25 protein-coding genes and 1 tRNA gene are annotated in these 25,785 nt (G+C 64.1%); 12 read left to right on the plus strand and 14 right to left on the minus strand.

What is annotated here, in order from left to right:
- Positions 1-118: 118 nt before the first annotated feature.
- Together ettA and AC1RQC_RS30430 are read right to left on the minus strand one after the other, a co-directional pair.
- Positions 119-1,786: an energy-dependent translational throttle protein EttA gene (gene ettA, locus AC1RQC_RS30425; RefSeq protein ID WP_006159698.1), complete on the minus strand. Its 1,668-nt coding sequence runs from the start codon at positions 1,784-1,786 to the stop codon at positions 119-121.
- A gap of 64 nt (positions 1,787-1,850) precedes the next feature.
- A complete protein-coding gene (locus AC1RQC_RS30430) occupies positions 1,851-2,618 on the minus strand; it encodes a FadR/GntR family transcriptional regulator (RefSeq protein ID WP_492373484.1) in 768 nt (255 codons plus the stop codon).
- A 324-nt stretch (positions 2,619-2,942) separates the two neighbouring features.
- Between AC1RQC_RS30430 and AC1RQC_RS30435 the strand changes: the two genes are divergently transcribed.
- The 7 genes from AC1RQC_RS30435 to AC1RQC_RS30465 all read left to right on the plus strand — a co-directional run bounded on the left by AC1RQC_RS30435 (position 2,943) and on the right by AC1RQC_RS30465 (position 10,026).
- Positions 2,943-4,676 carry an IlvD/Edd family dehydratase gene (locus tag AC1RQC_RS30435; RefSeq protein WP_492811622.1) on the plus strand — a complete coding sequence of 578 codons (1,734 nt, stop codon included), beginning with the start codon at positions 2,943-2,945 and terminating at the stop codon, positions 4,674-4,676.
- Positions 4,677-4,774: 98 nt separating this feature from the next.
- Complete coding sequence (locus AC1RQC_RS30440; protein ID WP_492373482.1) at positions 4,775-5,947, plus strand: ABC transporter ATP-binding protein; 1,173 nt, start codon at positions 4,775-4,777, stop codon at positions 5,945-5,947.
- Entirely contained in the window at positions 5,944-7,266 is a 1,323-nt protein-coding gene (locus tag AC1RQC_RS30445) for an ABC transporter substrate-binding protein (protein ID WP_492885560.1), read from the plus strand. The genes AC1RQC_RS30440 and AC1RQC_RS30445 overlap by 4 nt, the downstream gene beginning before the upstream one ends.
- Before the next feature lie 77 nt (positions 7,267-7,343).
- Positions 7,344-8,243, plus strand: a complete 900-nt coding sequence (locus AC1RQC_RS30450) for a carbohydrate ABC transporter permease (RefSeq protein ID WP_043350082.1) — start codon at positions 7,344-7,346, stop codon at positions 8,241-8,243.
- Positions 8,240-9,127 carry a carbohydrate ABC transporter permease gene (locus tag AC1RQC_RS30455; RefSeq protein WP_492373480.1) on the plus strand — a complete coding sequence of 296 codons (888 nt, stop codon included), beginning with the start codon at positions 8,240-8,242 and terminating at the stop codon, positions 9,125-9,127. The genes AC1RQC_RS30450 and AC1RQC_RS30455 overlap by 4 nt, the downstream gene beginning before the upstream one ends.
- A 120-nt stretch (positions 9,128-9,247) precedes the next feature.
- Entirely contained in the window at positions 9,248-9,472 is a 225-nt protein-coding gene (locus AC1RQC_RS30460; RefSeq protein ID WP_043350086.1) for a hypothetical protein, read from the plus strand.
- Positions 9,473-9,531: 59 nt separating this feature from the next.
- A complete protein-coding gene (locus tag AC1RQC_RS30465; RefSeq protein WP_150985760.1) occupies positions 9,532-10,026 on the plus strand; it encodes a M48 metallopeptidase family protein in 495 nt (164 codons plus the stop codon).
- A gap of 19 nt (positions 10,027-10,045) precedes the next feature.
- On the opposite strand, the gene AC1RQC_RS30470 is transcribed toward AC1RQC_RS30465, so the two are convergent.
- Together AC1RQC_RS30470 and AC1RQC_RS30475 are read right to left on the minus strand one after the other, a co-directional pair.
- Positions 10,046-10,423 carry a hypothetical protein gene (locus AC1RQC_RS30470; protein WP_492373479.1) on the minus strand — a complete coding sequence of 126 codons (378 nt, stop codon included), beginning with the start codon at positions 10,421-10,423 and terminating at the stop codon, positions 10,046-10,048.
- A 2-nt stretch (positions 10,424-10,425) separates the two neighbouring features.
- Positions 10,426-11,439 (minus strand): tripartite tricarboxylate transporter substrate binding protein, encoded by a 1,014-nt coding sequence (locus tag AC1RQC_RS30475; protein ID WP_492885562.1) that lies wholly within the window; start codon positions 11,437-11,439, stop codon positions 10,426-10,428.
- A 98-nt stretch (positions 11,440-11,537) separates the two neighbouring features.
- On the opposite strand from AC1RQC_RS30475, the gene AC1RQC_RS30480 reads away from it, so the two are divergent.
- The 3 genes from AC1RQC_RS30480 (at position 11,538) to AC1RQC_RS30490 (ending at position 14,245) form a co-directional block, all read left to right on the plus strand.
- Positions 11,538-12,497, plus strand: coding sequence for a LysR substrate-binding domain-containing protein (locus tag AC1RQC_RS30480; protein ID WP_492373477.1), 960 nt, complete (start codon positions 11,538-11,540; stop codon positions 12,495-12,497).
- A 150-nt stretch (positions 12,498-12,647) separates the two neighbouring features.
- Entirely contained in the window at positions 12,648-13,652 is a 1,005-nt protein-coding gene (locus AC1RQC_RS30485) for a polysaccharide deacetylase family protein (RefSeq protein ID WP_492830498.1), read from the plus strand.
- Positions 13,653-13,696: 44 nt separating this feature from the next.
- Positions 13,697-14,245 carry an ester cyclase gene (locus tag AC1RQC_RS30490; protein ID WP_492373475.1) on the plus strand — a complete coding sequence of 183 codons (549 nt, stop codon included), beginning with the start codon at positions 13,697-13,699 and terminating at the stop codon, positions 14,243-14,245.
- A 35-nt stretch (positions 14,246-14,280) separates the two neighbouring features.
- Here the strand turns inward: AC1RQC_RS30490 and AC1RQC_RS30495 are convergent, their stop codons facing one another.
- From AC1RQC_RS30495 to petA, 8 genes are all read right to left on the minus strand, one after another.
- Positions 14,281-15,603, minus strand: a complete 1,323-nt coding sequence (locus tag AC1RQC_RS30495; protein ID WP_492830500.1) for a PQQ-dependent sugar dehydrogenase — start codon at positions 15,601-15,603, stop codon at positions 14,281-14,283.
- Positions 15,604-15,850: 247 nt separating this feature from the next.
- A complete protein-coding gene (locus AC1RQC_RS30500; RefSeq protein ID WP_492830525.1) occupies positions 15,851-16,717 on the minus strand; it encodes an endo alpha-1,4 polygalactosaminidase in 867 nt (288 codons plus the stop codon).
- 274 nt (positions 16,718-16,991) lie between these two features.
- A tRNA-Thr gene (locus AC1RQC_RS30505) sits at positions 16,992-17,067 on the minus strand.
- Positions 17,068-17,128: 61 nt separating this feature from the next.
- Positions 17,129-17,626 carry a ClpXP protease specificity-enhancing factor gene (locus tag AC1RQC_RS30510; RefSeq protein WP_150985693.1) on the minus strand — a complete coding sequence of 166 codons (498 nt, stop codon included), beginning with the start codon at positions 17,624-17,626 and terminating at the stop codon, positions 17,129-17,131.
- A gap of 63 nt (positions 17,627-17,689) precedes the next feature.
- Positions 17,690-18,301, minus strand: a complete 612-nt coding sequence (locus AC1RQC_RS30515; protein ID WP_006159674.1) for a glutathione S-transferase N-terminal domain-containing protein — start codon at positions 18,299-18,301, stop codon at positions 17,690-17,692.
- Between the two features lie 257 nt (positions 18,302-18,558).
- On the minus strand, positions 18,559-19,302 hold the full coding sequence (locus AC1RQC_RS30520; RefSeq protein WP_492373472.1) for a cytochrome c1: 744 nt from the start codon (positions 19,300-19,302) through the stop codon (positions 18,559-18,561).
- 37 nt (positions 19,303-19,339) lie between these two features.
- Entirely contained in the window at positions 19,340-20,743 is a 1,404-nt protein-coding gene (locus AC1RQC_RS30525) for a cytochrome b (RefSeq protein ID WP_441637817.1), read from the minus strand.
- A gap of 2 nt (positions 20,744-20,745) precedes the next feature.
- A complete protein-coding gene (petA, locus tag AC1RQC_RS30530; RefSeq protein WP_267604528.1) occupies positions 20,746-21,363 on the minus strand; it encodes a ubiquinol-cytochrome c reductase iron-sulfur subunit in 618 nt (205 codons plus the stop codon).
- Positions 21,364-21,575: 212 nt separating this feature from the next.
- Between petA and mscL the strand changes: the two genes are divergently transcribed.
- Positions 21,576-22,007 carry a large conductance mechanosensitive channel protein MscL gene (mscL, locus tag AC1RQC_RS30535; RefSeq protein ID WP_441637936.1) on the plus strand — a complete coding sequence of 144 codons (432 nt, stop codon included), beginning with the start codon at positions 21,576-21,578 and terminating at the stop codon, positions 22,005-22,007.
- Between the two features lie 54 nt (positions 22,008-22,061).
- Here mscL and AC1RQC_RS30540 read toward each other — a convergent pair whose 3' ends face one another.
- Positions 22,062-22,808, minus strand: coding sequence for a Nif3-like dinuclear metal center hexameric protein (locus AC1RQC_RS30540; RefSeq protein ID WP_492373471.1), 747 nt, complete (start codon positions 22,806-22,808; stop codon positions 22,062-22,064).
- A gap of 19 nt (positions 22,809-22,827) precedes the next feature.
- On the opposite strand from AC1RQC_RS30540, the gene AC1RQC_RS30545 reads away from it, so the two are divergent.
- Positions 22,828-24,021 (plus strand): Do family serine endopeptidase, encoded by a 1,194-nt coding sequence (locus AC1RQC_RS30545; protein ID WP_492373470.1) that lies wholly within the window; start codon positions 22,828-22,830, stop codon positions 24,019-24,021.
- Between the two features lie 505 nt (positions 24,022-24,526).
- Here AC1RQC_RS30545 and AC1RQC_RS30550 read toward each other — a convergent pair.
- Positions 24,527-25,618 (minus strand): porin, encoded by a 1,092-nt coding sequence (locus AC1RQC_RS30550; RefSeq protein WP_492830502.1) that lies wholly within the window; start codon positions 25,616-25,618, stop codon positions 24,527-24,529.
- Positions 25,619-25,785: the final 167 nt, after the last annotated feature.

A 25,785-nucleotide genomic window follows, 5' to 3' on the forward strand; every position in this document is an offset into this window, starting at 1 on the left:
TACTTTCTTGGCGAGACAAGAAAGTAGGTCGCCTCCCCGCAGGGGAGGTGAAACTGCAGTTGAAGTTGACGTTAAGCAGTTGCAGCTGAAGTTGCAGTTCAGAGCCCCCCAAATCCCCTTAACGAACAATAGGCTTATACCGAATCCGCTTAGGCTTAGCCCCCTCCTCACCCAGACGTCGCTTCTTGTCCGCCTCATACTCCTGGTAGTTGCCCGGGAAGAATTCCACATGCGACTCGCCCTCGAAGGCCAGGATGTGGGTGGCGATCCGGTCCAGGAACCAGCGATCGTGGGAGATCACCATCACGCAACCGGCGAACTCCAGCAGCGCGTCTTCCAGCGCGCGCAGCGTTTCCACGTCGAGGTCGTTGGACGGTTCATCGAGCAGCAGCACATTGCCGCCGGAGATCAGCGTCTTGGCCAGGTGCAGGCGTCCGCGCTCGCCGCCCGAGAGCGTGCCCACGTGCTTCTGCTGGTCCGAGCCCTTGAAGTTGAAGCGGCCGATGTACGCGCGCGACGGCGTTTCGTAGCGGCCAACCGTCAGCACGTCGGCACCGCCGGAGATCTCTTCGAACACGGTCTTGCTGCCGTCGAGCGCATCGCGGCTCTGGTCCACGTAGGCCATCTTCACGGTCGGGCCGACCTTGATCTCGCCGCTGTCCGGGGTTTCCTTGCCGGTGAGCATGCGAAAGAAGGTCGACTTGCCGGCGCCGTTGGGGCCGATGATGCCGACGATGGCGCCGGGCGGCACCTTGAAGCTGAGGTCGTCGATCAGCAGGCGGTCGCCGTAGGCCTTGCTCACGCCGTTGAACTCGATCACCTCGTTGCCCAGGCGCTCACCCGCGGGGATGAAGATTTCCTGGGTTTCGTTGCGCTTCTGGTATTCCTGGCTGTTCAGTTCGTCAAAGCGCGCGAGACGTGCCTTGGACTTGGCCTGGCGGCCCTTGGGGTTCTGCCGCACCCATTCCAGTTCCTTGTGCAGCGCCTTCTGGCGGGCCGACTCGCTCGATTCTTCCTGCTTCAGGCGGGCTTCCTTCTGGTCCAGCCAGGAGCTGTAGTTGCCCTTCCAGGGAATGCCGTGGCCACGGTCCAGTTCCAGAATCCACTCGGCGGCGTTGTCGAGGAAGTAGCGATCGTGGGTCACCGCCACCACGGTGCCGGGGAAGCGCGTCAGGAACTGCTCCAGCCATTCCACCGATTCCGCATCCAGGTGGTTGGTAGGTTCGTCGAGCAGCAGCATGTCGGGGCGCGACAGCAGCAGGCGGCACAGCGCCACGCGGCGCTTCTCGCCGCCGGACAAGTTGCCGACCTTGGCTTCCCACGGCGGCAGGCGCAGCGCATCCGCCGCGATCTCCAGCTGCAGCTCGGCGTTGTTGCCGTCGCTTGCCGCCAGGATGGCTTCGTACTTGGCCTGGTCCGCTGCCAGCGCGTCGAAATCCGCGTCCGGCTCGGCATAGGCCGCATAGATCTCGTCGAGCTTCTTGCGGGCTTCGAACACACCGCCCAGCGCGGCCTCCACCGACTCGCGCACGGTTTGCTCGGGATCGAGCTGCGGCTCCTGCGGCAGGTAGCCAATGTTCAGGTTGGGCATGGGCGTGGCTTCACCCTCGATTTCCTTGTCGAGGCCCGCCATGATCTTCAGGACGGTCGACTTGCCCGAGCCGTTCAGGCCCAGCACGCCGATCTTGGCGCCCGGGAAGAAGGACAGGGAAATGTCCTTGAGAATGTGACGCTTGGGCGGGACGATCTTGCCCACGCGGTTCATGGTGAAAACGTACTGTGCCATGCGGATCCGGGTGAAATTGGGGGGAATCGGCCAAGTGTAGCAAAGCCGGTCCGCACAAGGCCCTTCATGACGCCCCTGAGGACGCCTTCCTGGCACGTGGCGCGGCACCCGGCGTGCCGGCTGCGCGCTTGCGCGCACGGGTCAGGCTGGAGGTCAGGCGGCGGTAAGCGATGTCCATATGCCGCTGCATGACCGCGCGCGCCAGCTCCGGATCCTTGCGGCGCAGCGCCGCCAGCACTTCGCGATGCTCGGCGATGGCCTGGGCCCAGACCTCGGGCGTCTCGAAGTGGCTGTTCAGTTGATCGAACAGCGGCCCGAGGCGCAAGTCGAAGAGCCGGCGCACCACGCCCACCAGCACGCTGTTGCCGGTGGCTTGCGCCACCCGCACATGGAACAAGCGATCCGCATCGAGCGGCTTGATGCCGGCGGCGGCTTCGGCGGCCATCTGCGCGATGGCCTCCTCGATCGCATCGAACTGGGCCTTGCGCCCGCTCCGGGCCGCCAGCGCGGCGACCTCGCCTTCCACCAGGGCACGTGCGCGGATCAGCTCGAGCGGGCCTTCCTCGCCGGACAGGTCGAAGCCGGCGTCGACGGATGACGGCGGCTCGCACACATAGATGCCGGAGCCCATCCGCACTTCGATATAGCCCTCAACCTCGAGCGCGATCAACGCCTCGCGCAGCGATGGGCGGCTCACGCCGAGCTGCACCGACAAATCCCGCTCCGCCGGCAGGCGCGAGCCCACCGGAAACTCGCCGGCCCGGATCAGCGTGCGCAGCTGGGCGCTGATCTGGCGGTACAGGCGTTGCGGTTCGATCGAATGGATAGGCATGTGCAGCCCGAGCGTCTGGCGAAATTGGTTTGACCATTTGTCCAGCCGGCTGGAGTCTAGGCAGCACGCCAGCGAATGTCCAGGCGGATTCATCGCGCGCCGCAGCATGCGCAGCGGCATCGGTAAAGACCACTAATTGGTAATACCAGTTTACCTGTCCAGACTCGTGAACTAGACTCCGCTCACTCGGCATGCATGCGGCAAGGCAGTGCAATCGGTCGTGGGCATCCGTATCTGCAGCGCACAAGAAAGCGGGCATCAGCACACGTGGCGCCTACGCGCCAGCCGTCGCTACGCGGCCCCGCAAGAACGCAGGAGACCCGAGTGAACGACGACAAGCCGACGCCCCCCAAGCGCCGCAGCCAGGCCTGGTTTGGCCGCCTCGACCGCGATGGCTTCATCTATCGCTCGTGGCTCAAGAACCGCGGCATTCCTCACGACCAGTTCGATGGCCGTCCGGTCATCGGCATCTGCAACACCTACTCCGAGCTCACGCCCTGCAACTCGCATTTCCGCACACTGGCCGAACAGGTCAAGATCGGCGTGTGGGAAGCCGGCGGCTTTCCGCTTGAATTCCCGGTGATGTCGCTGGGCGAGACCATGCTGCGCCCCACCGCCATGCTGTTCCGCAACCTGGCCAGCATGGACGTGGAAGAATCGATTCGCGGCAACCCGATCGATGGCGTGGTGCTGCTGATGGGCTGCGACAAGACCACGCCCGCGCTGATGATGGGCGCGGCCTCGTGCGACCTGCCCACCATCGGTGTCTCCGGCGGCCCCATGCTGAGCGGCAAGTTCCGCGGCGGCGAGCTGGGCTCCGGCACCGATGTGTGGAAGATGTCGGAGGAAGTGCGGGCCGGCCAGATGTCGCAGGAGGACTTCTTCGAGGCCGAGAGCTGCATGCACCGCTCGCACGGCCACTGCATGACGATGGGCACCGCGTCGACCATGGCCAGCATGGTGGAAGCGCTGGGCATGAGCCTGCCCGGCAACGCGGCGATTCCCGCCGTGGATGGCCGCCGCAATGTGCTGGCGCGCGCGTCGGGGCGCCGCATCGTGGAGATGGTGAAGGACAACCTGGTGATGTCGAAGATCCTGACCCGGGACGCGTTCGAGAATGCGATCCGCGTCAACGCGGCCATTGGCGGCTCGACCAACGCCGTGATCCACCTGCTAGCCATCGCCGGGCGCATCGGTGTCGAGCTGAAACTGGAAGACTGGGATGCGTTGGGCCACGAGCTGCCGTGCCTGCTCGACCTGCAACCATCCGGGCGCCACCTGATGGAGGATTTCTACTACGCAGGCGGCCTGCCCGCGGTGATCCGCGAACTGGAATCGCTGCTTGCGCGCGACGCGCTCACCGTCAACGGCAAGACGTTGTGGGACAACTGCAAGGACGCGCCCAACTGGAACCGCGAAGTCATCCACGCCTTCGGCGCGCCCTTCAAGGCCAACGCCGGCATTGCTGTGCTGCGCGGCAACCTGTGCCCCGATGGCGCGGTGATCAAGCCGTCGGCCGCCACGCCGGCGCTGCTCAAGCACACCGGCCGCGCGGTGGTATTCGAGAACAGCGAGCACATGCACCAGCGGCTCGACGATGAATCGCTCGACGTCGACGAGACCTGCGTGCTGGTGCTGAAGAACTGCGGCCCGCGCGGCTACCCAGGCATGGCCGAAGCCGGCAACATGCCACTGCCGCCCAAGGTGCTGCGCAAGGGCATCACCGACATGGTCCGCGTATCGGATGCGCGCATGAGCGGCACGGCTTACGGCACGGTGGTGCTGCACGTGGCGCCCGAGGCCGCGGCCGGCGGCCCGCTGGCGCTGGTGAAGGACGGCGACGTGGTGGAGCTCGATGTGCCCATGCGCAAGCTGCACCTGCATGTCGATGAGGCGGAGCTGCAGCGCCGCCGCGCCGCGTGGCAGGCGCCCGCGCTGCCGATGGAGCGCGGCTGGACGCGCCTGTATGTCGAGCATGTGCAGCAGGCCAACCTGGGCGCCGACATGGATTTCCTGGTGGGCAAGAGCGGCGCCGCGGTGCCCAAGGACAACCACTGAGGCACGCTGTCGCGCCACGAATCACCACGGCAATCCAATCGCGGCGAACTGCCGCCCCCGGCACGAACGAGCATCAGCGGCTCACGGAGACACCACGCATGGCATCGGTCCAGATTCGCGGCATCCAGAAATACTTCGGCAGCACGCAGGTGATCCGCGGCGTGGACATCGATATTGCCGATGGCCAGTTCACCGTGCTGGTGGGGCCATCGGGCTGCGGCAAATCCACGCTGCTGCGCATGATCGCCGGGCTGGAGGAGATCACCACCGGCGAGATCGCCATCGGTAACCGCGTGGTCAACCGCCTGCCGCCAAAGGAGCGCGATATCGCCATGGTGTTCCAGAACTATGCGCTCTACCCGCATATGACGGTCTACGACAACATGGCCTTCTCGCTCAAGCTCGCCAAGGGCGACAAGGAAGAGATCCGGCAGAAAGTGGCCAAGGCATCCGCCATCCTCGGCCTGGACAGTTTGCTGGAACGCTACCCGCGCCAGCTCTCAGGCGGCCAGCGCCAGCGCGTGGCCATGGGCCGCGCCATCGTGCGCGATCCGCAGGTGTTCCTGTTCGACGAGCCGCTCTCCAACCTGGACGCCAAGCTGCGCGTGCAGATGCGCGCGGAGATCAAGGAGCTGCACCAGCGCCTGCGCACCACCTCGGTCTATGTCACGCACGACCAGATCGAGGCCATGACCATGGGCGACCTGATCGTGGTGATGCGCGACGGCCGCGTGGAGCAGCGCGGCAAGCCGCTGGAGCTTTACGATCATCCCGACAACCTCTTCGTGGCCGGCTTTATCGGCTCCCCGGCGATGAACTTCGTGCCTGGCGTGCTGCGCCGCAGTGGCGGCGATGCCGCAGTCGAGTTTCCCGATGGCACGCGCCTGCCGGCACCTGCGCGCTTCGATGCCGCCGCCGGCACCGACGGCCAGCGCGTGATCTACGGCGTGCGGCCCGAGCACCTGATCCTGGGCATGCCGGGCCAGGGCCTGCAAACGCGCGTGTCGGTGGTCGAGCCCACCGGCGCCAACACCGAGATCTACTCCCGCTTCTGCGAGGCGGAGTTCATCTCGATCTTCCGCGAGCGCCATGACTTCGCCGCGGGCGACATCCTGAACCTGGTACCCGACCACCAGCACACGCATCTGTTCGATGCCGACTCGGGCCAGACGCTATTGCAGCGCGGCCCGGCGACACCGGCGGACAATCCGGGAAGCAGGCATGACCAGCACGGGGCGGAGCCCCTGACCACGGAGGAGACAAAGCGATGAGCACACCGAGCAACTTCACGAGGCGCGATTTCCTGGTGTCCACGGCGGCCGTTGCCGCCACCACGGCGATCGGCGGCCATGCCTTCGCCGCGCCGGCTGCACTGCAATACAAGCCGGAGGCCGGCGCCAAGCTGCGTGTGCTGCGCTGGAAGCGTTTCGTGCAGGGCGACGAAGACCTGTGGAACGCCAACACGAAGAAGTTCACCGAGCTGACCGGCGTCGAGGTACGCGTCGACAACGAAGGCTGGGAAGACGTGCGCCCCAAGGCCGCCGTCGCGGCCAGCGTCGGCAGCGGGCCGGACGTCATCGTGGGCTGGTTCGATGACCCGCAGCAGTACCCGGACAAGCTGGTCGACCTGACCGACCTGGCCACCTACCTGGGCGGCAAGTACGGCGGCTGGTACGACGTGTGCCGCAAGTACGGCACGCACAACGGCAAGTGGATCGGCCTGCCGCTGGGCGTGGTCGGCAATGCGCTGGTCTATCGCGAAAGCCACGTCAAAGCCGCTGGCTTCGACGCCATCCCGAAGGACCTTGCCGGCTTCCTCAAGCTGTGCCAGGGCCTCAAGGCCAAGAACACGCCGTGCGGCTTCGCGCTCGGCAAGGCCGTGGGCGACGGCAACAACTGGGCACACTGGCTGCTGTGGTCGCACGGTGGCATGCTGGTCGATACCCAGGGCAAGGTGGTGGTTAACTCGCCAGAGACGTGGGCCGCGCTGGAGTATGCCAAGCAGCTCTACGCCACCTTCGTGCCCGGCACGCTGTCGTGGCAGGACCCGTCCAACAACAAGGCCTTCCTCGACGGACAGATCAGCCTGACCGCCAACGGCATCTCGATCTACTACGCGGCCAAGAATTCGAAGGAACCCAAGCTGCAGGAAATGGCGCGCGACATCCAGCACGCGCACTTCCCCATCGGCACGCCCGGCAGGCCCACCGAGCTGATGCAGATCACGCAGATGATGCTGTTCAGGTATTCCAAGTTCCCGAACGCGGCCAAGGCCTACCTGCAGTTCATGATGGAGCCCGAACAGTACAACCCGTGGATGGAAGCCGCCATCGGTTACGTCAGCCAGCCGCTCAAGGCCTATGAGGCCAACCCGATCTGGACGGCCGACCCCAAGCACACCGTGTATCGCGACGCCGCCGCGCTGATGCTCGACAACGGCCACGCCGGGCCGCTGGGCACGGCCTCGGCCGCGGCCATGGCCGACTACATCGTGGTCGACATGGTGGCGGAAGCGGCCAGCGGCTCCAAGACACCCAAGGAAGCGGCGGCGCGCGCGGCGGAGCGGGCGCAGCGGTACTACAAGGCGTAGCTAGAAAGACAAGGGCGCGGCAGCACCGCCGCGCCCGCCGAGCCGAACCCTGCGAGGTGAGCCATGCGAGGTGAACCATGATTTCCCGCCTGTTGAACAACCGCCATGCGCTTGGGCTGCTGTTCATGCTGCCCACCGCGCTGTTGCTGCTGGTTTTCCTGACGTACCCGCTCGGCCTTGGCGTATGGCTCGGCTTCACCAACACCAAGATCGGCGGCACCGGAGAATGGATCGGTCTGTCCAACTACAGCTACCTGGCAGGCGACTCGCTGACGCAACTGGCGCTGTTCAATACGATCTTCTACACGGTGGTGGCCAGCGTGGTGAAATTCGCGCTAGGCCTGTGGCTGGCGCTGCTGCTCAACAAGAACCTGCCGTTCAAGTCCTTCTTCCGCGCCATCGTGCTGCTGCCATGGATCGTGCCGACCGCGCTGTCGGCACTGGCATTCTGGTGGATCTACGACGCGCAGTTCTCCATCATCAGCTGGACGCTGGTCAAGCTAGGGCTGATCGATCGCTATATCGACTTCCTGGGCGACCCATGGCTGGCGCGCTTCTCTACCATCGCGGCCAACGTCTGGCGCGGCATTCCCTTTGTCGCCATCTCGCTGCTGGCTGGCTTGCAGACGATCTCGCCCACGTTGTACGAGGCCGCGTCCATCGACGGCGTCACGCCATGGCAGCAGTTCCGCTATGTCACGCTGCCGCTGCTGACGCCGATCATCGCAGTAGTGATGACCTTCTCGGTGCTGTTCACGTTCACCGACTTCCAGCTGATCTATGTGCTCACGCGCGGCGGCCCGCTCAACGCCACGCACCTGATGGCCACGCTGTCGTTCCAGCGCGCGATTCCCGGCGGCTCGCTGGGCGAAGGCGCGGCGATCGCCACGATGATGGTGCCCTTCCTGCTGGCCGCCATCCTGTTTTCATACTTCGGCCTGCAGCGGCGCGGCTGGCAACAGGGAGGCGACAAATGAAAGCGACGGCCGCAGCGCAGCAGCAGGACACCGCGCAGGGAATGGATTACCTGCAATCGATGCCACGGCGCTGGGTGACCATCTACATCCCGCTAGGCATCTTCGTCTTCGTGCTGCTGTTCCCCTTCTACTGGATGGCGATCACTGCCTTCAAGCCGGACGGCGAACTCCTGATGCGCAGCGCCAACCCGTTCTGGGTGATGGCACCCACGTTCGCCCACTTCAAGAAGCTGCTGTTCGACACCCCCTACCCGGAGTGGCTGCTCAATACTGTGATCGTCTCCACGATCTCCACCTTTGCCTCGCTGGCCGCCAGCGTGCTGGCCGCGTACGCCATCGAGCGGCTGCGCTTCCAGGGCGCGAAGCAGGTAGGCCTGGCCATCTTCCTGGCCTACCTGATCCCGCCCTCGATCCTGTTCATCCCGCTGGCATCGATCGTGTTCCAGCTCGGCCTGTTCGATACACGCTGGGCGCTGATCCTCACCTACCCCACCTTCCTGATCCCGTTCTGCACCTGGCTGCTGATGGGCTACTTCCGCTCCATCCCTTACGAGCTGGAAGAGTGCGCGCTGATCGACGGCGCCACGCGCTGGGAAATCCTGGTCAAGATCATCCTGCCGCTGGCCGTGCCGGGGCTGATCTCGGCTGGCATCTTTGCCTTCACGCTGTCGTGGAACGAGTTCATCTACGCGCTGACCTTCATCTCCTCGTCGGAGGTGAAGACGGTGCCGGTAGGGATCGTCACCGAACTGATCGAAGGCGACGTCTACCACTGGGGCGCGCTGATGGCGGGCGCCTTGCTGGGCTCGCTGCCGGTGGCGCTGGTGTACTCGTTCTTTGTGGAGTACTACGTGTCGGGCATGACGGGCGCGGTCAAGGAATAAGCGCATGGCGGCAGCCAGGACGCGTGGGGCCATGGCAGGCTAAAATGCGCAGTTATCCTGCCGTGAGCCTGCGCTCCGGCAATGTCGCATTCGAATCACTCCGCCTCCAAGCCCGATCCCATGAGCAAACCCGCCCGCACCCTCACCTTCAAGTGCAAGAAGTGCACCAAGCCCGTCACGCTATTCCTGCAGAAAGTGTCCGCCTGCTCGCACATCACGCCGTACCAGGGCTTTTGCAAGTGCGGTGAAATGGTGCGCCACGCCACCGGCGACAAGGACGCCGTGGAGTCCTTCGTCAGCTCGGTCGACGGCAGCTGGGCCCACCATCACCACCATCACCATTGAGCACCCGTAGCACCCCCGCCCCCACCAGCGAGACCTGGCGCCCCGGCGTCAAGGATCCGCTGCGCTTCCTCGCCGCGTATCCCGACGGCGTGCTCGACCAGGTGCGCCAGATGGTGGCCGCCAATCGCCTGGGCGAACACCTGGCGAAGAAATATCCCGCGCGGCACACCGTGCAGACCGACCGCGCGCTGTACGACTTCACCGCCGAGCTGAAGCAGGAATTCCTGCGCACCGCGCCGCCAATCCATAAGGTCGCGTTCGACGCCAAGATCGACGTGGTCCATCGCGCGCTCGGGCTGCACACCGCCATCTCGCGCGTGCAAGGCGGCAAGCTCAAGGCCAAGAAGGAAATCCGCGTGGCGTCGCTGTTCAAGGAAGCACCGCCCGAGTTCCTGCGCATGATCGTGGTGCACGAGCTTGCACACCTGAAGGAGAGCGATCACAACAAGGCGTTCTACCGCCTGTGCGAATACATGGAGCCGGCGTACCACCAGCTGGAGTTCGATACGCGCCTGTTTTTGGCGTGGCGCGAGCTGGAGGCTGCGCAGGGCTAAGCCCCTCTCCTCTCAATCCTCAATCAGCACCGGGGCTCACCACCACTGTCTTCCCATACGTCCCCGGTGCCGCCAGGCGATGCAGCACGCACACCTGCACGTTGCCAGCGAAAGCGGCCTGCCTGACGGCTGCCGCCGTATGCGCCAGCACAACTGCGGCCATGGCAGCCTGCTCTGGCTCCGGACGCGCGTTGGTCATCACGAGGTGCGTCACGACGAAGCCGGCTTCGGGGTCGTCACCTGTCAGCGCCACTTCCGCCACCAGCAAGCGGCTCTTGAGATCGGCCAGTTGCGCGTAACCGTGGCCGGCGAGCTCGCGGTGCACGCCGGCGAACACCTGCGCGAAATCGATCCTGTCGGCGAGTTGCCGTGTGGTTTCCGTAATCAGGTGCGGCATGATCAGTCCGGTTTCACCGAGGCGGAGGATACGGCGCGGGTCCAGCTCGTTTGCGCCTGCGACAGGAACTGGCGGAAGCCGGCAGGATCGAGCGGCCGGGCTTCCACGCCAAGCGCCAGCAGGCGTTCCTGCATCTGCTTGTCGGCAAGCACCGCATTCAGCTCGCGATTGAGCCGGTTGAGGATATCGCCCGGCAGCTTGCCCGGCGCCATGATTCCGTACCACGGCGCCGCATCGAAATCGCGTACGCCCTGCTCGCGCATGGTGGGCACGCCGGGCAGCAAGGCGGAGCGCCGCGCGCCGGTCTGTGCCAATGGCACCACCGTGCCGGCCTTGATATGCGGCATCAGCAGCACGGGGCTGTCGAACATCAGTGCAATCTGCCCGCCCAGCAAATCGTTGATGGCCGGGCCCGACCCCTTGTAGGGAGAGTGCAGCAGGCGCGCACCGGTCGCCTGCGAGAACATCGCCCCGATGATGTGCTGGGGCGTGCCGTTGCCCGCCGAGCCGTAGGCGATGGTGTCGGGCGCCGCGACGGACGCGCGCACCAGCGCGGGCACGGTATCGAAGCGCTGCCCGCGGGTGCCGGCCACCAGGATGAATGGCACCGCGCCGATCAGGCCTACGCTGGCCAGGTCCTTCGCCGGGTCGTAGGGCAGCGCCGGATATAGCGCCTTGCCGACCGAGACCGGCCCGACCGCGCCGAGCAACAAGGTATAGCCATCGGCCGGCGCCTTGCTGACATAGTCGCTGCCGATGGTGCCGCCCGCGCCGGGCCGGTTCTCCACCACCACGGATTGCTTCAGGCGGACCTGCAGTTCTTTCCCGATCAGGCGGGCGAGCGAGTCGGTGGTGGCGCCGGGCGCATACGGCACCACCAGGCGGATCGGGCGATCCGGATAGGCAGCGCTGGCGGCTGGCGCGAATGCCAGGCAGAGCGCTGCGGCCGCGAGCACGGGCGATAAAAAGGCGGGCAGCCGGCGGTTGCGCCAATTGGCACTGGAATGGCATGACATGGGGGTCTCCTGGTGTTTTCCATGTTGTGCGTGCATTCCAGCAGTTACGACATGCTCTGTAAAATGATGAATCGATTTTCAATTCATCACAGCAAATTATGAGATCAACGGCCACGCCCGAAGCCATGGACCTTCGCCTGGTTCGCAGCTTCATGGCCGTCGCCCGCCATGGCAGCGTGACCGCCGCGGCCGGTTCGCTGGGCCTGACGCAGCCGGCGTTGTCACAGCACCTGCGCATCTTCGCGCAGAGCCTGGGGGTGCCGCTGTTCGGGCGCGTGGGCCGCAAGCTGGAACTGACCGATGCGGGCAGGCAACTGGTGCTCGCGCTCGAACCCGTGCTCGATCAACTCGAACGGGTCATCGTATCTGCGGCCTCCCAGCACGGCGCGGTGGAAGGCACGCTGCGCATCGGCGCCACCCATACCTATCTTTCCGCGCTGGTGATGCCGGCCGTGCAAGCGCTGGTCGATGCGCATCCGGGGCTGGATATCCAGGTGTTTGAGTTTGCCGCCGCCGAGGTCGACCGTTCCCTGCTCGACGGACAGATCGACCTTGGCCTGGCGTTCGCGAAGGATGCGCCAAAACGCATCGAACAGGTGCCGCTGTTCTCGGAAACGCTTGCCTTGATCGCACCCGGACACAAGCTGCCGCGCGAGCAGGAAACCGTGACCCTGGCGCAACTGGGAACGCTGCCCCTGGCACTGCTGCCCGAGCGCTTCGCCATGCGCCGGCAGATCGACGCGGCCACGCAGGCCGCCGGCATCGTGCTGCGGCCCCGGCTGGAAGGCCCCAGCGTGGAAGCCTTGCTGCGCGCCGTGCTCGGCGGGCGCCTGTACACCATCGCCAGCCCGCTGGCACTGCATATCGCCGGCGCGCGGCGCAGCGGCAGCTTCGCCGGGCTAGCCTACGCACCGGTCGCGCATCCTGGCTTCCGCCGCACGGCCGCACTGCACCGGCGCCGCGGCCGGCCGGATAGCCCCGCCGCCACAGCCTTCATGGATACGCTGGGAAAGGTGATCCGGGACGCCGCCGGCAGCGGGTATCTCATACCTGGCTGACACGCCTGATGCCATCGCCCACCGTTTCGCGTCGCACGCCAATTAACAAACAGCATTTGAAATTGATAGATCCGAATAGATATTTATCAATCTTTGTTTGAATCATAAAGTCTGTACTCATGCAACCGCCGCAAGGCAAGGAAACCGAACATGAGTACAAACCACCCCATCAGACCGACGGCGCGCGCGCCGCGGAATCCGCGCCGCGACTTCCTGGGCAGCGCAGCTGTACTCACCGCCGCGCTGCCCCTGGCCGCGGCTACAGCCGGCGCCGCCACCACGCCACCCAGCCAGGCGCACCCGCAAGCCCGCGCCGGCCGCACCCGGTTCTGGCCGGATGGCGCGCAACTCGTCATCTCCATCTCGATGCAGTTCGAAGCCGGCGCCCAGCCCGAGCGCGGCGCCAGCGGCCCCTTCCCTGCGCTCGACCCCAAGTATCCCGACTACCCGCTGCAGTCCTGGTACACCTACGGCGTGCGCGAAGGCATTCCACGTCTGCTGGACCTGTGGGACCGCACCGGTATCAAGGTGACCTCGCATATGGTGGGGCAGGCGGTCGAGCGCCATCCGGAACTGGCGCGTGAAATCGTCGCGCGCGGGCACGAAGCCTCGGGCCATGGCCAGACCTGGGAGCCGCAATACAGCATGAGTGCCGAAGCGGAACGCGCCAGTTACGTGCAGAGCATCGACACCATCCAGCGCGCCACCGGCACGCGCCCCCTCGGCTTCAACGCCTTCTGGATGCGCGGCTCGCCCAATACGCTGCCGATCCTGCAGTCGCTCGGTTTCCTCTATCACATCGACGACCTCAGCCGCGACGAGCCATCCGTGCTGCAGGTAGGCGGCAAGCCGTTCGCCGTGGTGCCCTACACCGTGCGCAACAACGACATCGTGCGCTTCGACTCGCCATCGACCACGGCCGAAGACCTGCTCGGCGAGCTGAAAGCGGAGTTCGATGTGCTCTACGCGGAAGGCGCCCACCGCCGCCGCATGATGTCCATCAGCACGCACGACCGCATCTCAGGTTCCCCGGCACGCGTGCGGGCGCTCGACGCATTTATCCGCTACGCCCAGGGCCATGCCGGCGTGACCTTCATGCGCAAGGACGACATCGCCCGCTTCGCGCTCGGCGCGAGCGGCGTGCCGGCGGCATAAGCCAGGGCAAAACCACGAACATACAGAACGAGTTACAAGCCGACATGAACAACGCAAGCCTCACGCCAGTACGCGCATTCGTCGCCGCCCTCGGCATCGCCCTGTTGCCGCTATCGCAAAGCGCCGCCGCTGCCGGCGACGAACTGGTCCACCCGCAGCACCTGGCCCAGGGCGCGGACCAGCCATCCGCCGCAGCCGCGCTTCTCGCCGCCCGCCGCTACGCCACCTTCTGGCACACCGGCGACGAACGCTACGCCACGCTCGCACTCGCCCCGGACTTCACCGACCGAACGCTGCCGCCCGACCGCGAGCAAGGCCTGCGCGGCCCGTTGCAGGCCTCCAGGGGATTCCGCGCCGCGGTACCGGATCTCAGCGCGGAAATGGAAGACGTAGTCATCGCCGGCGACCGGGTCGCGGTCCACCTGCGCTTTCGCGGCCACTTCACCGGGCAGTTCGGCGACAGCAAGGGCCAGGGCCAGCAGATCGACTTCCAGGCCTTCGACCTGTACCGGGTGGCAAACGGCAAGATCGTGGAGAACTGGCATCTGGAGGACAACCTGGGCCTGCTCAGGCAGATGGGGGTGAGCAAGTAGGTATTGGGCCGCAACATGCGCGGTGCGTGGCGGCACTACTTCGCCGCCGTCACCCGCCAAACCACATTGCCGACATCGTCGGCAACCAGCAGCGCCCCGCGCTTGTCGATGGCAACGCCCACCGGGCGGCCTTGCGCGTCGCCGTCCTGCGTCAGGAAACCGGTCAGCACGTCGAGCGGCTCGCCAGCCGGCTTGCCGTTGGCGAACGGCACGAAGATCACCTTGTAGCCGCTGCGCGGATTGCGGTTCCACGAGCCGTGCTGGCCGACGAACATGCCGTTGCGGAAGCGGGAAGGCAGCGCGTTGCCTTGCGCCGATGCCAGGCCGAGCGACGCGGTATGCGGGCCGACGGCGTAATCGGGCGCAATGGCCTTGGCCACCATCTCCGGCTGTTGCGGCTTCACGCGTGCGTCCACATGCTGGCCGTAGTAGCTGAAGGGCCAGCCGTAGAAGGCGCCGTCTTTGACCGAGGTGATGTAATCCGGCACGAGGTCGCTGCCGATCTCGTCGCGCTCGTTCACCGCAGTCCATAGCGTGCCACTGTCGGGCTCCCAGGCCATGCCGTTGGGATTGCGCAGGCCGCTGGCAAACACACGGTGCGCGCCGGTCTTGGGATCGACCTCCCAGATGGCGGCCCGCCCTTCTTCCTTGTCGAGGCCATTCTCGCCAACGTTGCTGTTGGAGCCGACGGTGACATAGAGCTTGCTGCCGTCCTTGCTGGCGATGATGTTCTTGGTCCAGTGGTGATTGATGGCGCCGGCCGGCAGGTCCACCACCTTCACGCCGGGCGCGGTGATCTCGGCCTGCCCCGGTTGATATGGGAAGCGCAGCACGGCATCCGTATCCGCCACGTAGAGATCATTTCCCACCAGCACCATGCCGAAGGGCGAATGCAAGTCCTTGAGAAATACGGAGCGCGCATCCGCGACGCCATCGCCATTGGTGTCGCGCAGCAGCGTGACGCGATTGGCGCTTGGCACGCCGGCGCCCGCGCGTTTCATCATCTGCGTCATGACCCAGCCCCGGATGCCCTTGCCGTCATCCGCCTTGGCCGGCGCATTGGTTTCAGCCACGAGCACGTCGCCATTGGGCAGTACGTAGAGCCAGCGCGGATGGTCCAGCTTGTCCGCGAAAGCCACGGCGACGAGGCCATCCGCTGCCATTGGCTTCGCGCCGTCGGCCCAGCCAATGGCAGGCGCAACGCGCACCGTCGGCAGCAAGGTCTTGATTGGCGCCGGCAAGGCCGGGTTGAAACCCGTACCGGCGGACACTGGCAAGGTTGCGGTGTCGCCGCATGCCGTGAGGCCGGCCGCCATCAGCAGGCAAAGTGACAGGACAGTTAGACGCTGCACAGGCATGATCGGCTCTCCGCGGTAACACGCTTGATCGCTTGATAATGGCGTCGCCGCGCCCCACTGCGTCCACTATAGGACGCGCGCCCGGCAACCGCTGTCAGCATACTGGAATCGCGCTGTAGGACAGAGGCGATGCGCAGCAGGGACAAGCCAGGAAGGGGGGAGGAAAGGCTTAAGGCGCGGAACCCCGCCCGGGAGGGACCGGCGCCGGCCTGTGGCCAGCGCCGTCTATTCGTCGTGGCCGCTCAGCTCAATCGCAAGCGTAGCGGAACGCGTCATCCAGGTTCAACGGGAGCACCAGTGTGCGAAGGTGCGCTGCCTGGGCCGAAGCGCACAGCGCGGCGCGCGTCGATGCTGTCTTGTACTTCGATGCGTACTCCACGTTGAATACCGCCTTGCCCTGCGCCGTGAACGGCTTGTAGCTCGCGCACTCGTTGTATTGGAAGCACTGCTCGTTCACCGCGAAATCGAAGTCAGTCGCCAGCTGCGAGACCTGGTCCACATCATTCTTCAAGCCCACGGCCAGGCCGCGCGCATGTGCCTGCGCCGCCAGGAAACGGTTGTAGTCCAGCTGCGTGGCCGCCGTCAGCGCAAAGCCCGGCTTATTGGTATAGCCATCCACGTTGTCCGGGTCCACGCCATCGCAGCCCTTGGACTTCGCCAGATCCATGCGCGCCTGCATGATCTGGCGCACGTTGGCCGAGCGCGTATCGAGCCAACGCTCGCCCGCCCATCCCGACAACGCCTTGCCCATATCCGCCGCGGCAAACTGTTTGAAATCCGGCCGCCAGTTCTCCGAGCTACCCGCCGAGAAATAGCAGACCACACGCTTGCCCTGCGCCTTCAGAGCATTGATGGTCGCCTGCGGCGTATCCACCAGGTCGATGTCGAAAACCTGCGCCGGGTAGCTCGTGTTGAGCGTACCCGTCAGCTGCAATTGCCATGTATCGGCTGCCGTCGGCATCCAGTGCGAGGCCGCCAGCGTTTGCGCCGACGGCGCCAGGGTCGCGGCCGACGCATTCACCGCCGACACGGACTTGACGGAAGCATCCGACTCCGCCGACGAGCCATCGCCTCCGCAGGCCGACAGACAGGCGAACGAGGCCACCCATGCCATACGTGCAAGTTTCCGATTCACGGATGTGTTCCTTTTGGTTTGCTGCGGTCGGGGTGATGAGCTTGGGGTGATGAGACTGGGAAAGCCAGAACTCTGTAAGGTTGTCGGCTGGCGTGGGTAGACCTTGAAGGGTTTCACGACAGGGGTAAGGTATTCGGGTTGGATGACGGGCGCAAGACGGGCGCAGGAACCGTTGCATTCGAGGCAGCGCGAAAGGTGTCCAGCCCAAAAAACAAAACGGGCTACGCAATTCGCGTAGCCCGTTCTTAAATTCTGGTGCCGGCTGCAGGACTCGAACCCGCCACCTGATGATTACAAATCAACTGCTCTACCTGATGAGCTAAGCCGGCATGTTTGGTGCAGACCGCGATTCTACTGCATGCGGCGCAAATTGACGATGCCTTCCTGTGCTTACTTCACGACCTTCAGCGAAGGTTTCTTGGCGCCAATGCGGGACACGGGCGGCGGCGTGGGTTCGTCGTCGCCGTTGTGGTCTTCGTTGGCTTCCGCGGTGACCAGCGGCTCGCTTTCGACCGAGGACAGCTTGGGTGGCGGGTTGTTCTCGCGCTCGGTTGCTGCCTGGGTCTCGGGCACGCTGCGTTCCACCGGAAAGGCCATGCCCTGGCCGTTTTCGCGCGCGTAGATGGCGAGCACATTCTCGATGGGCACGTCGATCTTGCGCGAGATGCCGCCAAAGCGGGCGCTGAAGCCGATCCACTCGTTGCCCATGTCCAGGCCGCTGGTGGCGTCGAAGCTGACGTTGAGCACGATTTCGTTGTTCTTGACGAACTCGCGCGGCACGCTGGTGTTGGCGTCGACGAAGACGGCGATGTACGGCGTGAAGCCGTTATCCGTGCACCACTCGTAGATGGCGCGGATCAGGTAGGGCTTGGTGGAGGTTTCAGGCATTGTGCTTCCAGTGGCGCAGTCCGGCGGTCCGACGCGAGCTTGCCGCGTCGGACCAAAGCCGGTTTAGCGGCGCATCACCTTTTCAGACGGGGTGAGCGCTTCGATGTAGGCCGGGCGGCTGAAGATGCGTTCGGCGTACTTGAGCAGCGGCGCAGCGTTCTTCGACAGTTCGATGCCGTAGTGGTCCAGGCGCCACAGCAGCGGGGCGATGGCAACGTCGAGCATCGAGAACTCTTCGCCAAGCATGTACTTGTTCTTGACGAAAATCGGCGCGAGCTGGGTCAGGCGGTCGCGGATGGCGGAGCGGGCGCGCTCGTGGTTCTTCTCGGCGGCCTTGCCCTTTTCATTTTCGAGGGCGTAGACGTGCGTGAAGAGTTCCTTTTCGAAGTTGAACAGGAACAGGCGAGCGCGGGCGCGCTGCACCGGGTCAGCCGGCATCAGCTGCGGGTGCGGGAAGCGCTCGTCGATGTACTCGTTGATGATGTTCGACTCGTACAGGATCAGGTCGCGCTCGACCAGGATGGGCACCTGGCCGTAGGGGTTCATCACCGAAATGTCTTCCGGCTTGTTGAACAGGTCGACGTCACGGATCTCGAAATCCATGCCCTTTTCGAACAGGACGAGGCGGCAACGTTGGGAGAACGGGCAGGTGGTGCCCGAATACAACACCATCATGGTTGGATTCCTTTGATGCGGGGTCGATTGACTGGATCGGTATTCTGGCAGAACCGATATAGAGAAAGCAAATTAGAGATTCATGAAGCACATCCAAGTGCATTCGATGCGCATTAAAGTCGGCATTGACGCACATTTATCTGGCATTGCGCCTGCAGCCTAGAAAGCAAAAGGGCTGGCGCGGGGTTGCTCTGCACAACACCCGCCCCAGCCCTCTCCCCATCAGACCCGCGGGCCTTCCGGGGTTTTATCGCGCTTTACTTGATGTCTTTCCAGTACGAAGCGTTCAGGCGCCAGGCGAAGACGGTGAACACACCGAGGAACATCAGCACCCAGACGCCCAGGCGCTTGCGCTGGTTCTGCGCGGGTTCCGCCATCCAGTCCAGGAAGCCAACCAGGTCGCTCGTGGCCTGGTCGTACTCGAGCGTGCTCATCTTGCCCGGGGTGATCTGCTCGAAGCCGGCGAACTTGTGCACCTTCTCGCCGTGCTCTTCCACCTCGACGAACTTGGCGGCGCGCTGGCCTTGCAGCTCCCACAGCACGTGCGGCATGCCGACGCTCGGGAACACCAGGTTGTTCCAGCCCGTGGCGCGGTTGTCGTCACGGTAGAAGGTACGCAGGTAGGTGTACAGCCAGTCGTCGCCGCGGGCGCGGGCGATCACCGACAGGTCCGGCGGCGTGGCGCCAAAGAAAGCCTTGGCATCCTTCGGCGGCATGGCGATGGTCATCATGTCGCCCACCTTCTCGCCGGAGAACAGCAGGTTCTGGCGGATTTGGTCGTCGGTCAGGCCGATATCCTTGAGGCGGTTGTACCGCATCATGGATGCGCCGTGGCAGTTCAGGCAGTAGTTGACGAACAGCTTGGCGCCGCGCTGCAGCGAGGAAAGATCGCTCGTTTGCACGGGCGCCGGCTCGAGGGGGTAGCCCCCTTCGTTGGCCATGGCGGGCGCGGCGGCAAAGCAGGCGCCGGCCAGCGCGAGAATCGAAAGCAGCTTTTTCATCTTTTGTCCTTGTGCTCTTGTCGGGGTAAGTCCGGGCTCAGTGCGGGTGGAACGTGACACGTTCCGGCACTTGCTTGAACTGGCCGACTCGGCTCCACAGCGGCATGGTCAGGAAGAAGGCGAAGTACAGCAGGGTTCCCAGCTGCGACACCTTTTCACCCACCGGCGACGGAGGCTGTACGCCAAGGTAGCCCAGCACGATAAACACCACCACGAACACGACGAGAATGCTCTTGTGGAAGGACGGGCGATAGCGGATCGATTTCACCGGCGAGTGGTCCAGCCACGGCAGGAAGAACAGGATCACGACCGAGCCGCCCATCACCAGCACGCCCCAGAACTTGGCGTCGATGAAGTAGAAGCCCACGGCCAGGATCACGGCGATGGCAAGCGCGCCAACCTTGATGCGCGCGTCCTTGCTACGCAGGAACACCAGGCCAAGCAGCACCGCGAAGAACACCCACAGGATCGGCAGGAAGTTCGAGGTGGTGGCACGCAGCATCGAGTAGAACGGCGTGAAGTACCAGACCGGCGCGATGTGCGGCGGGGTCTTGAGCGGATCGGCCGGGACGAAGTTGTTCGACTCCAGGAAATAACCGCCCATCTCCGGGAAGAAGAAGATCACAGCGGAGAAGATCATCAGGAAGCCGCCCACGCCCATCAGGTCGTGCACCGAGTAGTACGGATGGAAGGGGATGCCGTCCAGCGGCACGCCGTTCTCGTCCTTCTTGGCCTTGATCTCGACGCCGTCCGGGTTGTTCGAGCCCACTTCGTGCAGCGCGATGATGTGCGCGACCACCAGGCCCAGCAGCACCAGCGGCACGGCGATGACGTGGAAGGAGAAGAAGCGGTTCAGGGTCGCGTCGCTCACGACGTAGTCGCCGCGGATGAACAGCGACAGGTCGCCGCCGATCACGGGGATGGCCGAGAACAGGTTCACGATCACCTGGGCGCCCCAGTACGACATCTGGCCCCAGGGCAACAGGTAGCCCATGAAGGCCTCTGCCATCAGGCACAGGAAGATCAGGCAGCCGAAGACCCAGACCAGCTCACGCGGCTTGCGGTACGAACCGTACAGCAGGCCACGGAACATATGCAGGTACACCACCACGAAGAAGGCCGAGGCGCCGGTGGAGTGCATGTAGCGCACCAGCCAGCCCCAGGGCACCTCGCGCATGATGTACTCCACGCTGGCGTAAGCCACGGGAATGCCGGCGGCGTTGAGCGTGCCGTCCGGCTTGTAGTTCATCACCAGGAAGATGCCGGTGACGATCTGGATGACTAGCACCAGCAGGGCGAGCGAGCCGAAGAAGTACCAGAAGTTGAAGTTCTTCGGTGCGTAGTACTTGGAAAGATGATCTTCCCAAAGTTGGGTTGCGGGGAAGCGTGCGTCGATCCAGCCAAGCAGGCCGGTCGTCTTTACTTGTTTTTCGGCCGCCATGGTCAAGCGTCTCCTTTTTCATCCTTGCCGATCACGATCTTGGTGTCGGACAGGAACTGGTACGGGGGTACGTCGAGGTTTTGCGGAGCCGGCTTGTTCTTGAACACGCGGCCAGCGAGGTCGAACGTCGAGCCGTGGCAGGGGCAGAGGAAACCGGGATCGGAGCCGAGCTGGGGATTGGAGCCGGAGCCAAAGGGGCCGGAGGGCGAGCAGCCCAGGTGGGAGCAGATGCCCACCACGACCAGCAGATCTTTGTGTTCTGCGCGGGAACGGGTTTCGTTCTTGCAGTACTCAGGCGTCTTCATGGTGAAGGGAACGTCCGAGTTGGGGTCGGCGACTTCGGCATCGGTTTTCTTCAGCGACGCGAGCATTTCCTCGGTGCGCTTCAGGATCCAGACTGGTTTGCCGCGCCATTCAACGGTCATCATCTCGCCCGATTTGAGGGCGCTGATGTCGGCTTCTACCGGGGCTCCGGCGGCCTTTGCCTTCTCTGACGGCGCAAACGTACTGACGAACGGAACCGCTACCGCCACGCCTCCGATGCCGCCAGCGACTGACGTCGCAATCAACCAATTGCGGCGACCCTTATCCACGTTCTTCACGTTTTGCTGGTCACTCATTCCAAACCCCAGGGGATGTCAAATTAGATTTTGCGTCAACCGTAAATTGTACCTTAGGCACATGTGGCATTGAAAGGCGCACGGTGATTGCGCGACGTACGATAATCGGCCACAAAAAGGGCGATGTGGCCTGTACGCTTGCGTTACAGGCGGTGATGGGGCAGGCTTTTATCCTGACGACCGTTCAACGAAAGCAACACTGGGAGAAAAGCATGGGGATGATGTCGGAGTTCAAGGCCTTCGCAATGCGGGGCAATGTGGTCGACCTGGCAGTCGGTGTGATTATCGGCGCCGCGTTTGGCAAGATTGTCGATTCCGTGGTGAATGACCTGATCATGCCGGTGGTGGGCCGCATTATTGGCAAACTCGACTTCTCTAACCTTTTCGTGGTGCTATCCGAGCCGCCGGCGGGCGTGCCGCACACGCTAGACGCCCTAAAGAAAGCCGGCGTTCCCGTATTTGCCTATGGGAATTTCCTGACTATTCTGGTCAATTTCATCATTCTGGCTTTCATCATCTTCATGATGGTGCGCGCCATCATGAAGATGCGTGCCGCCGAACCGGCGCCAGCACCGGCCGCCACGCCCGAGGACGTGGTGCTGCTGCGCGAGATCCGCGACAGCCTGAAGGCACGCCAGCCCTGAGGCAATGCCGGGCGCGGCCAGCCACCACACCCGCCTCGCGGCATCGGCCCGGAATCAAACCGGGTTGGGAATATCGATAAAGGTATGGCGCAGGCCGAATTGCTGCGCCAGGTGTTCGCCTAGCGACTGGATGCCATAGCGCTCGGTGGCGTGATGCCCCGCCGCCAGGTAGGCCACGCCGCTCTCGCGCGCCAGATGGGTGGTCTGCTCCGAGACCTCGCCGCTCAGGTAGGCATCCACGCCGGCTGCCACCGCCGCGTCGAAGTAGCCCTGGGCGCCGCCGGTGCACCAGCCCACGGTGCGGATCATCTGCCCAGGGTCGCCGATGGCAAGCGGCTCGCGGTTGAGCACGCCACCCACATGGGCGGCCAGCGCGGCGAGCGGCATGGATTGTGGCAAGGTGCCGGTCCAGCCAAGCTGGCCGTCTCCAAAGCGCCCGGTTGGGGTGAAGCCGAGCTGCAAGCCCAGCTGGGCGTTGTTGCCGAACTCGGGATGGTCGTCGAGCGGCAGGTGATAGGCGAGCAGGTTCACGTCGGCGCCTAGCAACCGCTTCAAACGCGCGTGCTTTTGCCCGATCACGCGGGCATCTTCGTTTTTCCAGAAGTAGCCGTGATGGACCAGGATGGCATCGGCGCCAGCCTCGATGGCGGCTTCGACCAGGGCCAGGCTCGCGGTTACGCCGGTGGCGATGTGCTCTACCTCGGGGCGGCCTTGCACTTGCCATCCGTTCGGGCAATAGTCTTTGTATCGAGGTACTTGAAGCAGGTCGTTCAAGTACAATTCAAGATCTTTTGTTTTCATATCCTGCCCAAAATCCAATATGTTGCGCCGCTTTTGGCTGTTCTTTGCTCAGGCTGTCACCGTTGTGCTGGCAGTGTGGTTCGTTGTGGCCACACTCAAACCCGAATGGCTGCAGCGCGGCCGGGTGGCCGTGCAATCCGGTTCGCCCATCGTTGCGCTGAAGGAAGTCGTCCCCAATGTGGCCGGCTCCTCCGCGCCGGGCTCCTACAGCGAGGCGGCCCAACAGGCGATGCCGGCGGTGGTCAACATCTTCACCAGCAAGAACGGTAATAAGCAAACGCCCAATCCGCAGGCAGAAGACCCCTGGTTCCGCTTCTTCTTTGGCGATCGCCTGCCGGAGCGCCAGGAGCCGGTCTCCAGCCTTGGCTCGGGCGTCATCGTCAGCGCGGAAGGCTACATTCTAACCAACCACCACGTGGTGGACGGCGCCGACGAAATCGAGGTCGCCCTGACCGATGGCCGCAAGGCCAACGCCAAGGTCGTGGGCTCGGACCCAGAAACCGACCTGGCCGTGCTCAAGATCACGCTCAAGGACCTGCCGGCGATCACGCTGGGGCGAATCGAGAACGTCAAGGTAGGCGACGTGGTGCTGGCCATCGGCAACCCCTTCGGCGTCGGCCAGACCGTCACCATGGGCATTGTCTCGGCGCTGGGCCGCAGCCACCTGGGCATCAATACCTTCGAGAACTTCATCCAGACCGACGCAGCGATCAACCCGGGCAACTCCGGCGGCGCGCTGGTCGACGCGCAGGGCAACCTGCTGGGCGTCAACACGGCTATCTATTCGCGCTCCGGCGGCTCGCTGGGTATCGGCTTCGCCATTCCGGTGTCCACGGCCAAGCAAGTGATGGAGTCGATCATCTCCACCGGCTCGGTGACACGCGGCTGGATCGGCGTGGAGCCGCAGGACATGACGCCGGAGATCGCGGAGTCCTTTGGGCTCGAAGCCAAGGAGGGCGCACTGATCGCGGCCGTGGTCCAGGGCGGGCCGGCTGACAAGGCCGGCGTGAAGCCGGGCGACGTGCTGGTCTCGGTGGATGGACTGAGCATTACCGACACCACCGCCCTGCTCAACGCCATCGCCCAGCTCAAGCCAGGCGCCGAGGCCAAGATGAAGGTCGTGCGTCGTGGCAAGCCAACCGAACTGACGGTGATGATCGGCAAGCGGCCACCGCCGCCGCGCCGGGCGCTGCCACTGGATGAGGAAGAGTAGCCAGAACCCCTGAATAGCGCCCTGCTTCACCAAACCCCGCCCCTTGTGGCGGGGTTTTTGTTGTTGGTGAGATACCTGCCGGCTTGGGACCCGGCACGTGCGTACCCGGTGCTGCGCGAGGCGCTCTCGTGGCACGGTTCGGCGCCCTGCCGGGCCTGGACGGTCAACTGGGAACTGGGGATAAGGAACGGGGACAAGGAACAGCCGGCGAGAGGGATGACCGCCATGACGGCCTCGGGCTGACATCAATGCCGCGCCCGCTGACGGCGCAAGGCCACAGCCGCCCTCCCCCTGCGGGGATCCGTGGCGGCGGGACGGATGGCAACACCGCAGATCGCGGGCTGAGACCATACTGCGTCGCGACCTGGGAGCCCCATGTCATACGAGCGCCACGATCGCCATTGCGTAGCGGCCATCGGCCGCATATAACAAAACGCCGGCATCCTTGCGGATGCCGGCGTTTTGGATTCAAGCCAATCTAGAGCAGGCTTACGCCTGCGCTAAATTAGAACTTGTGGCGAACACCAACCACGCCGCCGAACTGGTTGCCACCAGTTTGGACGAGCGGGCCAGACGTGATTTGGTCGTTGAAACCATTCACGCTCAGAGCCGAGTTAGCACCCTTGTTCAGGATGTACGTAGCCGTAGCGTACACGTCGGTGCGCTTCGACAGCGCGTAGTCGGCGGTCGTCACGAACTGCCACGGGTTAGCCTTGGCGTTACGCAGGTTCTGGTAGTAAGCCGAGCCCGACAGCGACAGAGCCGGGGTCAGCTGGTAGCCCAGACCAACCCAACCCAGGTTCGATGCGGTGTTCTGCGCGCCAGCAGCACCCGGCAGGGTCGCGTTGTTGAAAGCCTTGGCATAACGGTAACCAGCGTAGAGCTTGGCCGGACCGAAAGCGTAGGTACCAGCGATGGTAGCGCGACGGATCAGCTGATTGTCGGTGAGAACACCTGCCGACGATTTGTTCGACTGGTCATAAGCAGCACCAACCGAGAACGGGCCTGCGGCGTAGCTTGCCAGGAAGCCGTACTCGCGGCCGTTGGTGAAGTTACCAGCAACCTCTTGGTTGTTGCTGTTGAAGCTGTAGAAGGCCGAAGTGGTCAGGCCACCGAACGTGCCGGTGTACTTGACCGCATTGTCAGCACGGAAAGCGTATTCCGGAGCCGTTGCGGTGATCGAGTAACGGGTCGAAATGGCCATCGGATCATACAGCAGGCCGAAGTCATAGAACGTGGTCTGCTGACGGCCCAGGGTCAGGGTGCCGTACTGGTTCTGCAGACCGACGTAGGCGTTACGGCCAAACAGGCGGTTGCCTTGACCCATCGTACCGTTGTCAACGTTGAAGCCGCTTTCCAGGACAAAAATGCCCTTCAGACCGCCGCCCAGATCTTCGACGCCACGCAGGCCCCAACGCGAACCGGACTGGTTGCCCGACTGCAAGGCAAACAGGTTGTGGTTGCCGGTAGAGCTTTGGTTCTTGTTGGTGTATTCAATACCAGCGTCAACCACGCCGTACAGGGTCACGCTCGATTGGGCATACGCACCACCAGCGGCCAGGGCAGCTACAGCGGCTGCAAACAGTTTCATCTTCATATCGACACTTTCCTTGTCAACTGATTGGGAAATCTTGGCTTGCCCAAGTGCTTGGGCGACGCATTTACCTTCACGTCTGATGCGTATTATGGGTCAGCGCCCCCGGCCGCTAGAAGGCTTTTTCATCGTTAACCATGGTTACGGACACATTTTGTTGTGATGTCGCA

Source organism: Cupriavidus sp. GW822-FHT03E04, from assembly GCF_058801495.1.

Bases quoted from the DNA above. Each gene is read 5' to 3' on its own strand.
- AC1RQC_RS30550 (WP_492830502.1), bottom strand. From the start codon at position 25,618: ATGAAGATGAAACTGTTTGCAGCCGCTGTAGCTGCCCTGGCCGCTGGT.
- AC1RQC_RS30500 (WP_492830525.1), bottom strand. From the start codon at position 16,717: ATGGCATGGGTGGCCTCGTTCGCCTGTCTGTCGGCCTGCGGAGGCGAT.
- petA (WP_267604528.1), bottom strand. From the start codon at position 21,363: ATGAGTGACCAGCAAAACGTGAAGAACGTGGATAAGGGTCGCCGCAAT.
- AC1RQC_RS30455 (WP_492373480.1), top strand. From the start codon at position 8,240: ATGAAAGCGACGGCCGCAGCGCAGCAGCAGGACACCGCGCAGGGAATG.
- AC1RQC_RS30525 (WP_441637817.1), bottom strand. From the start codon at position 20,743: ATGGCGGCCGAAAAACAAGTAAAGACGACCGGCCTGCTTGGCTGGATC.
- mscL (WP_441637936.1), top strand. From the start codon at position 21,576: ATGGGGATGATGTCGGAGTTCAAGGCCTTCGCAATGCGGGGCAATGTG.
- AC1RQC_RS30460 (WP_043350086.1), top strand. From the start codon at position 9,248: ATGAGCAAACCCGCCCGCACCCTCACCTTCAAGTGCAAGAAGTGCACC.
- AC1RQC_RS30495 (WP_492830500.1), bottom strand. From the start codon at position 15,603: ATGCCTGTGCAGCGTCTAACTGTCCTGTCACTTTGCCTGCTGATGGCG.
- AC1RQC_RS30470 (WP_492373479.1), bottom strand. From the start codon at position 10,423: ATGCCGCACCTGATTACGGAAACCACACGGCAACTCGCCGACAGGATC.
- AC1RQC_RS30510 (WP_150985693.1), bottom strand. From the start codon at position 17,626: ATGCCTGAAACCTCCACCAAGCCCTACCTGATCCGCGCCATCTACGAG.
- AC1RQC_RS30520 (WP_492373472.1), bottom strand. From the start codon at position 19,302: ATGAAAAAGCTGCTTTCGATTCTCGCGCTGGCCGGCGCCTGCTTTGCC.
- AC1RQC_RS30540 (WP_492373471.1), bottom strand. From the start codon at position 22,808: ATGAAAACAAAAGATCTTGAATTGTACTTGAACGACCTGCTTCAAGTA.
- AC1RQC_RS30475 (WP_492885562.1), bottom strand. From the start codon at position 11,439: ATGTCATGCCATTCCAGTGCCAATTGGCGCAACCGCCGGCTGCCCGCC.
- AC1RQC_RS30480 (WP_492373477.1), top strand. From the start codon at position 11,538: ATGAGATCAACGGCCACGCCCGAAGCCATGGACCTTCGCCTGGTTCGC.
- AC1RQC_RS30440 (WP_492373482.1), top strand. From the start codon at position 4,775: ATGGCATCGGTCCAGATTCGCGGCATCCAGAAATACTTCGGCAGCACG.
- AC1RQC_RS30445 (WP_492885560.1), top strand. From the start codon at position 5,944: ATGAGCACACCGAGCAACTTCACGAGGCGCGATTTCCTGGTGTCCACG.
- AC1RQC_RS30515 (WP_006159674.1), bottom strand. From the start codon at position 18,301: ATGATGGTGTTGTATTCGGGCACCACCTGCCCGTTCTCCCAACGTTGC.
- AC1RQC_RS30485 (WP_492830498.1), top strand. From the start codon at position 12,648: ATGAGTACAAACCACCCCATCAGACCGACGGCGCGCGCGCCGCGGAAT.
- AC1RQC_RS30490 (WP_492373475.1), top strand. From the start codon at position 13,697: ATGAACAACGCAAGCCTCACGCCAGTACGCGCATTCGTCGCCGCCCTC.
- AC1RQC_RS30545 (WP_492373470.1), top strand. From the start codon at position 22,828: ATGTTGCGCCGCTTTTGGCTGTTCTTTGCTCAGGCTGTCACCGTTGTG.
- AC1RQC_RS30450 (WP_043350082.1), top strand. From the start codon at position 7,344: ATGATTTCCCGCCTGTTGAACAACCGCCATGCGCTTGGGCTGCTGTTC.
- ettA (WP_006159698.1), bottom strand. From the start codon at position 1,786: ATGGCACAGTACGTTTTCACCATGAACCGCGTGGGCAAGATCGTCCCG.
- AC1RQC_RS30430 (WP_492373484.1), bottom strand. From the start codon at position 2,618: ATGCCTATCCATTCGATCGAACCGCAACGCCTGTACCGCCAGATCAGC.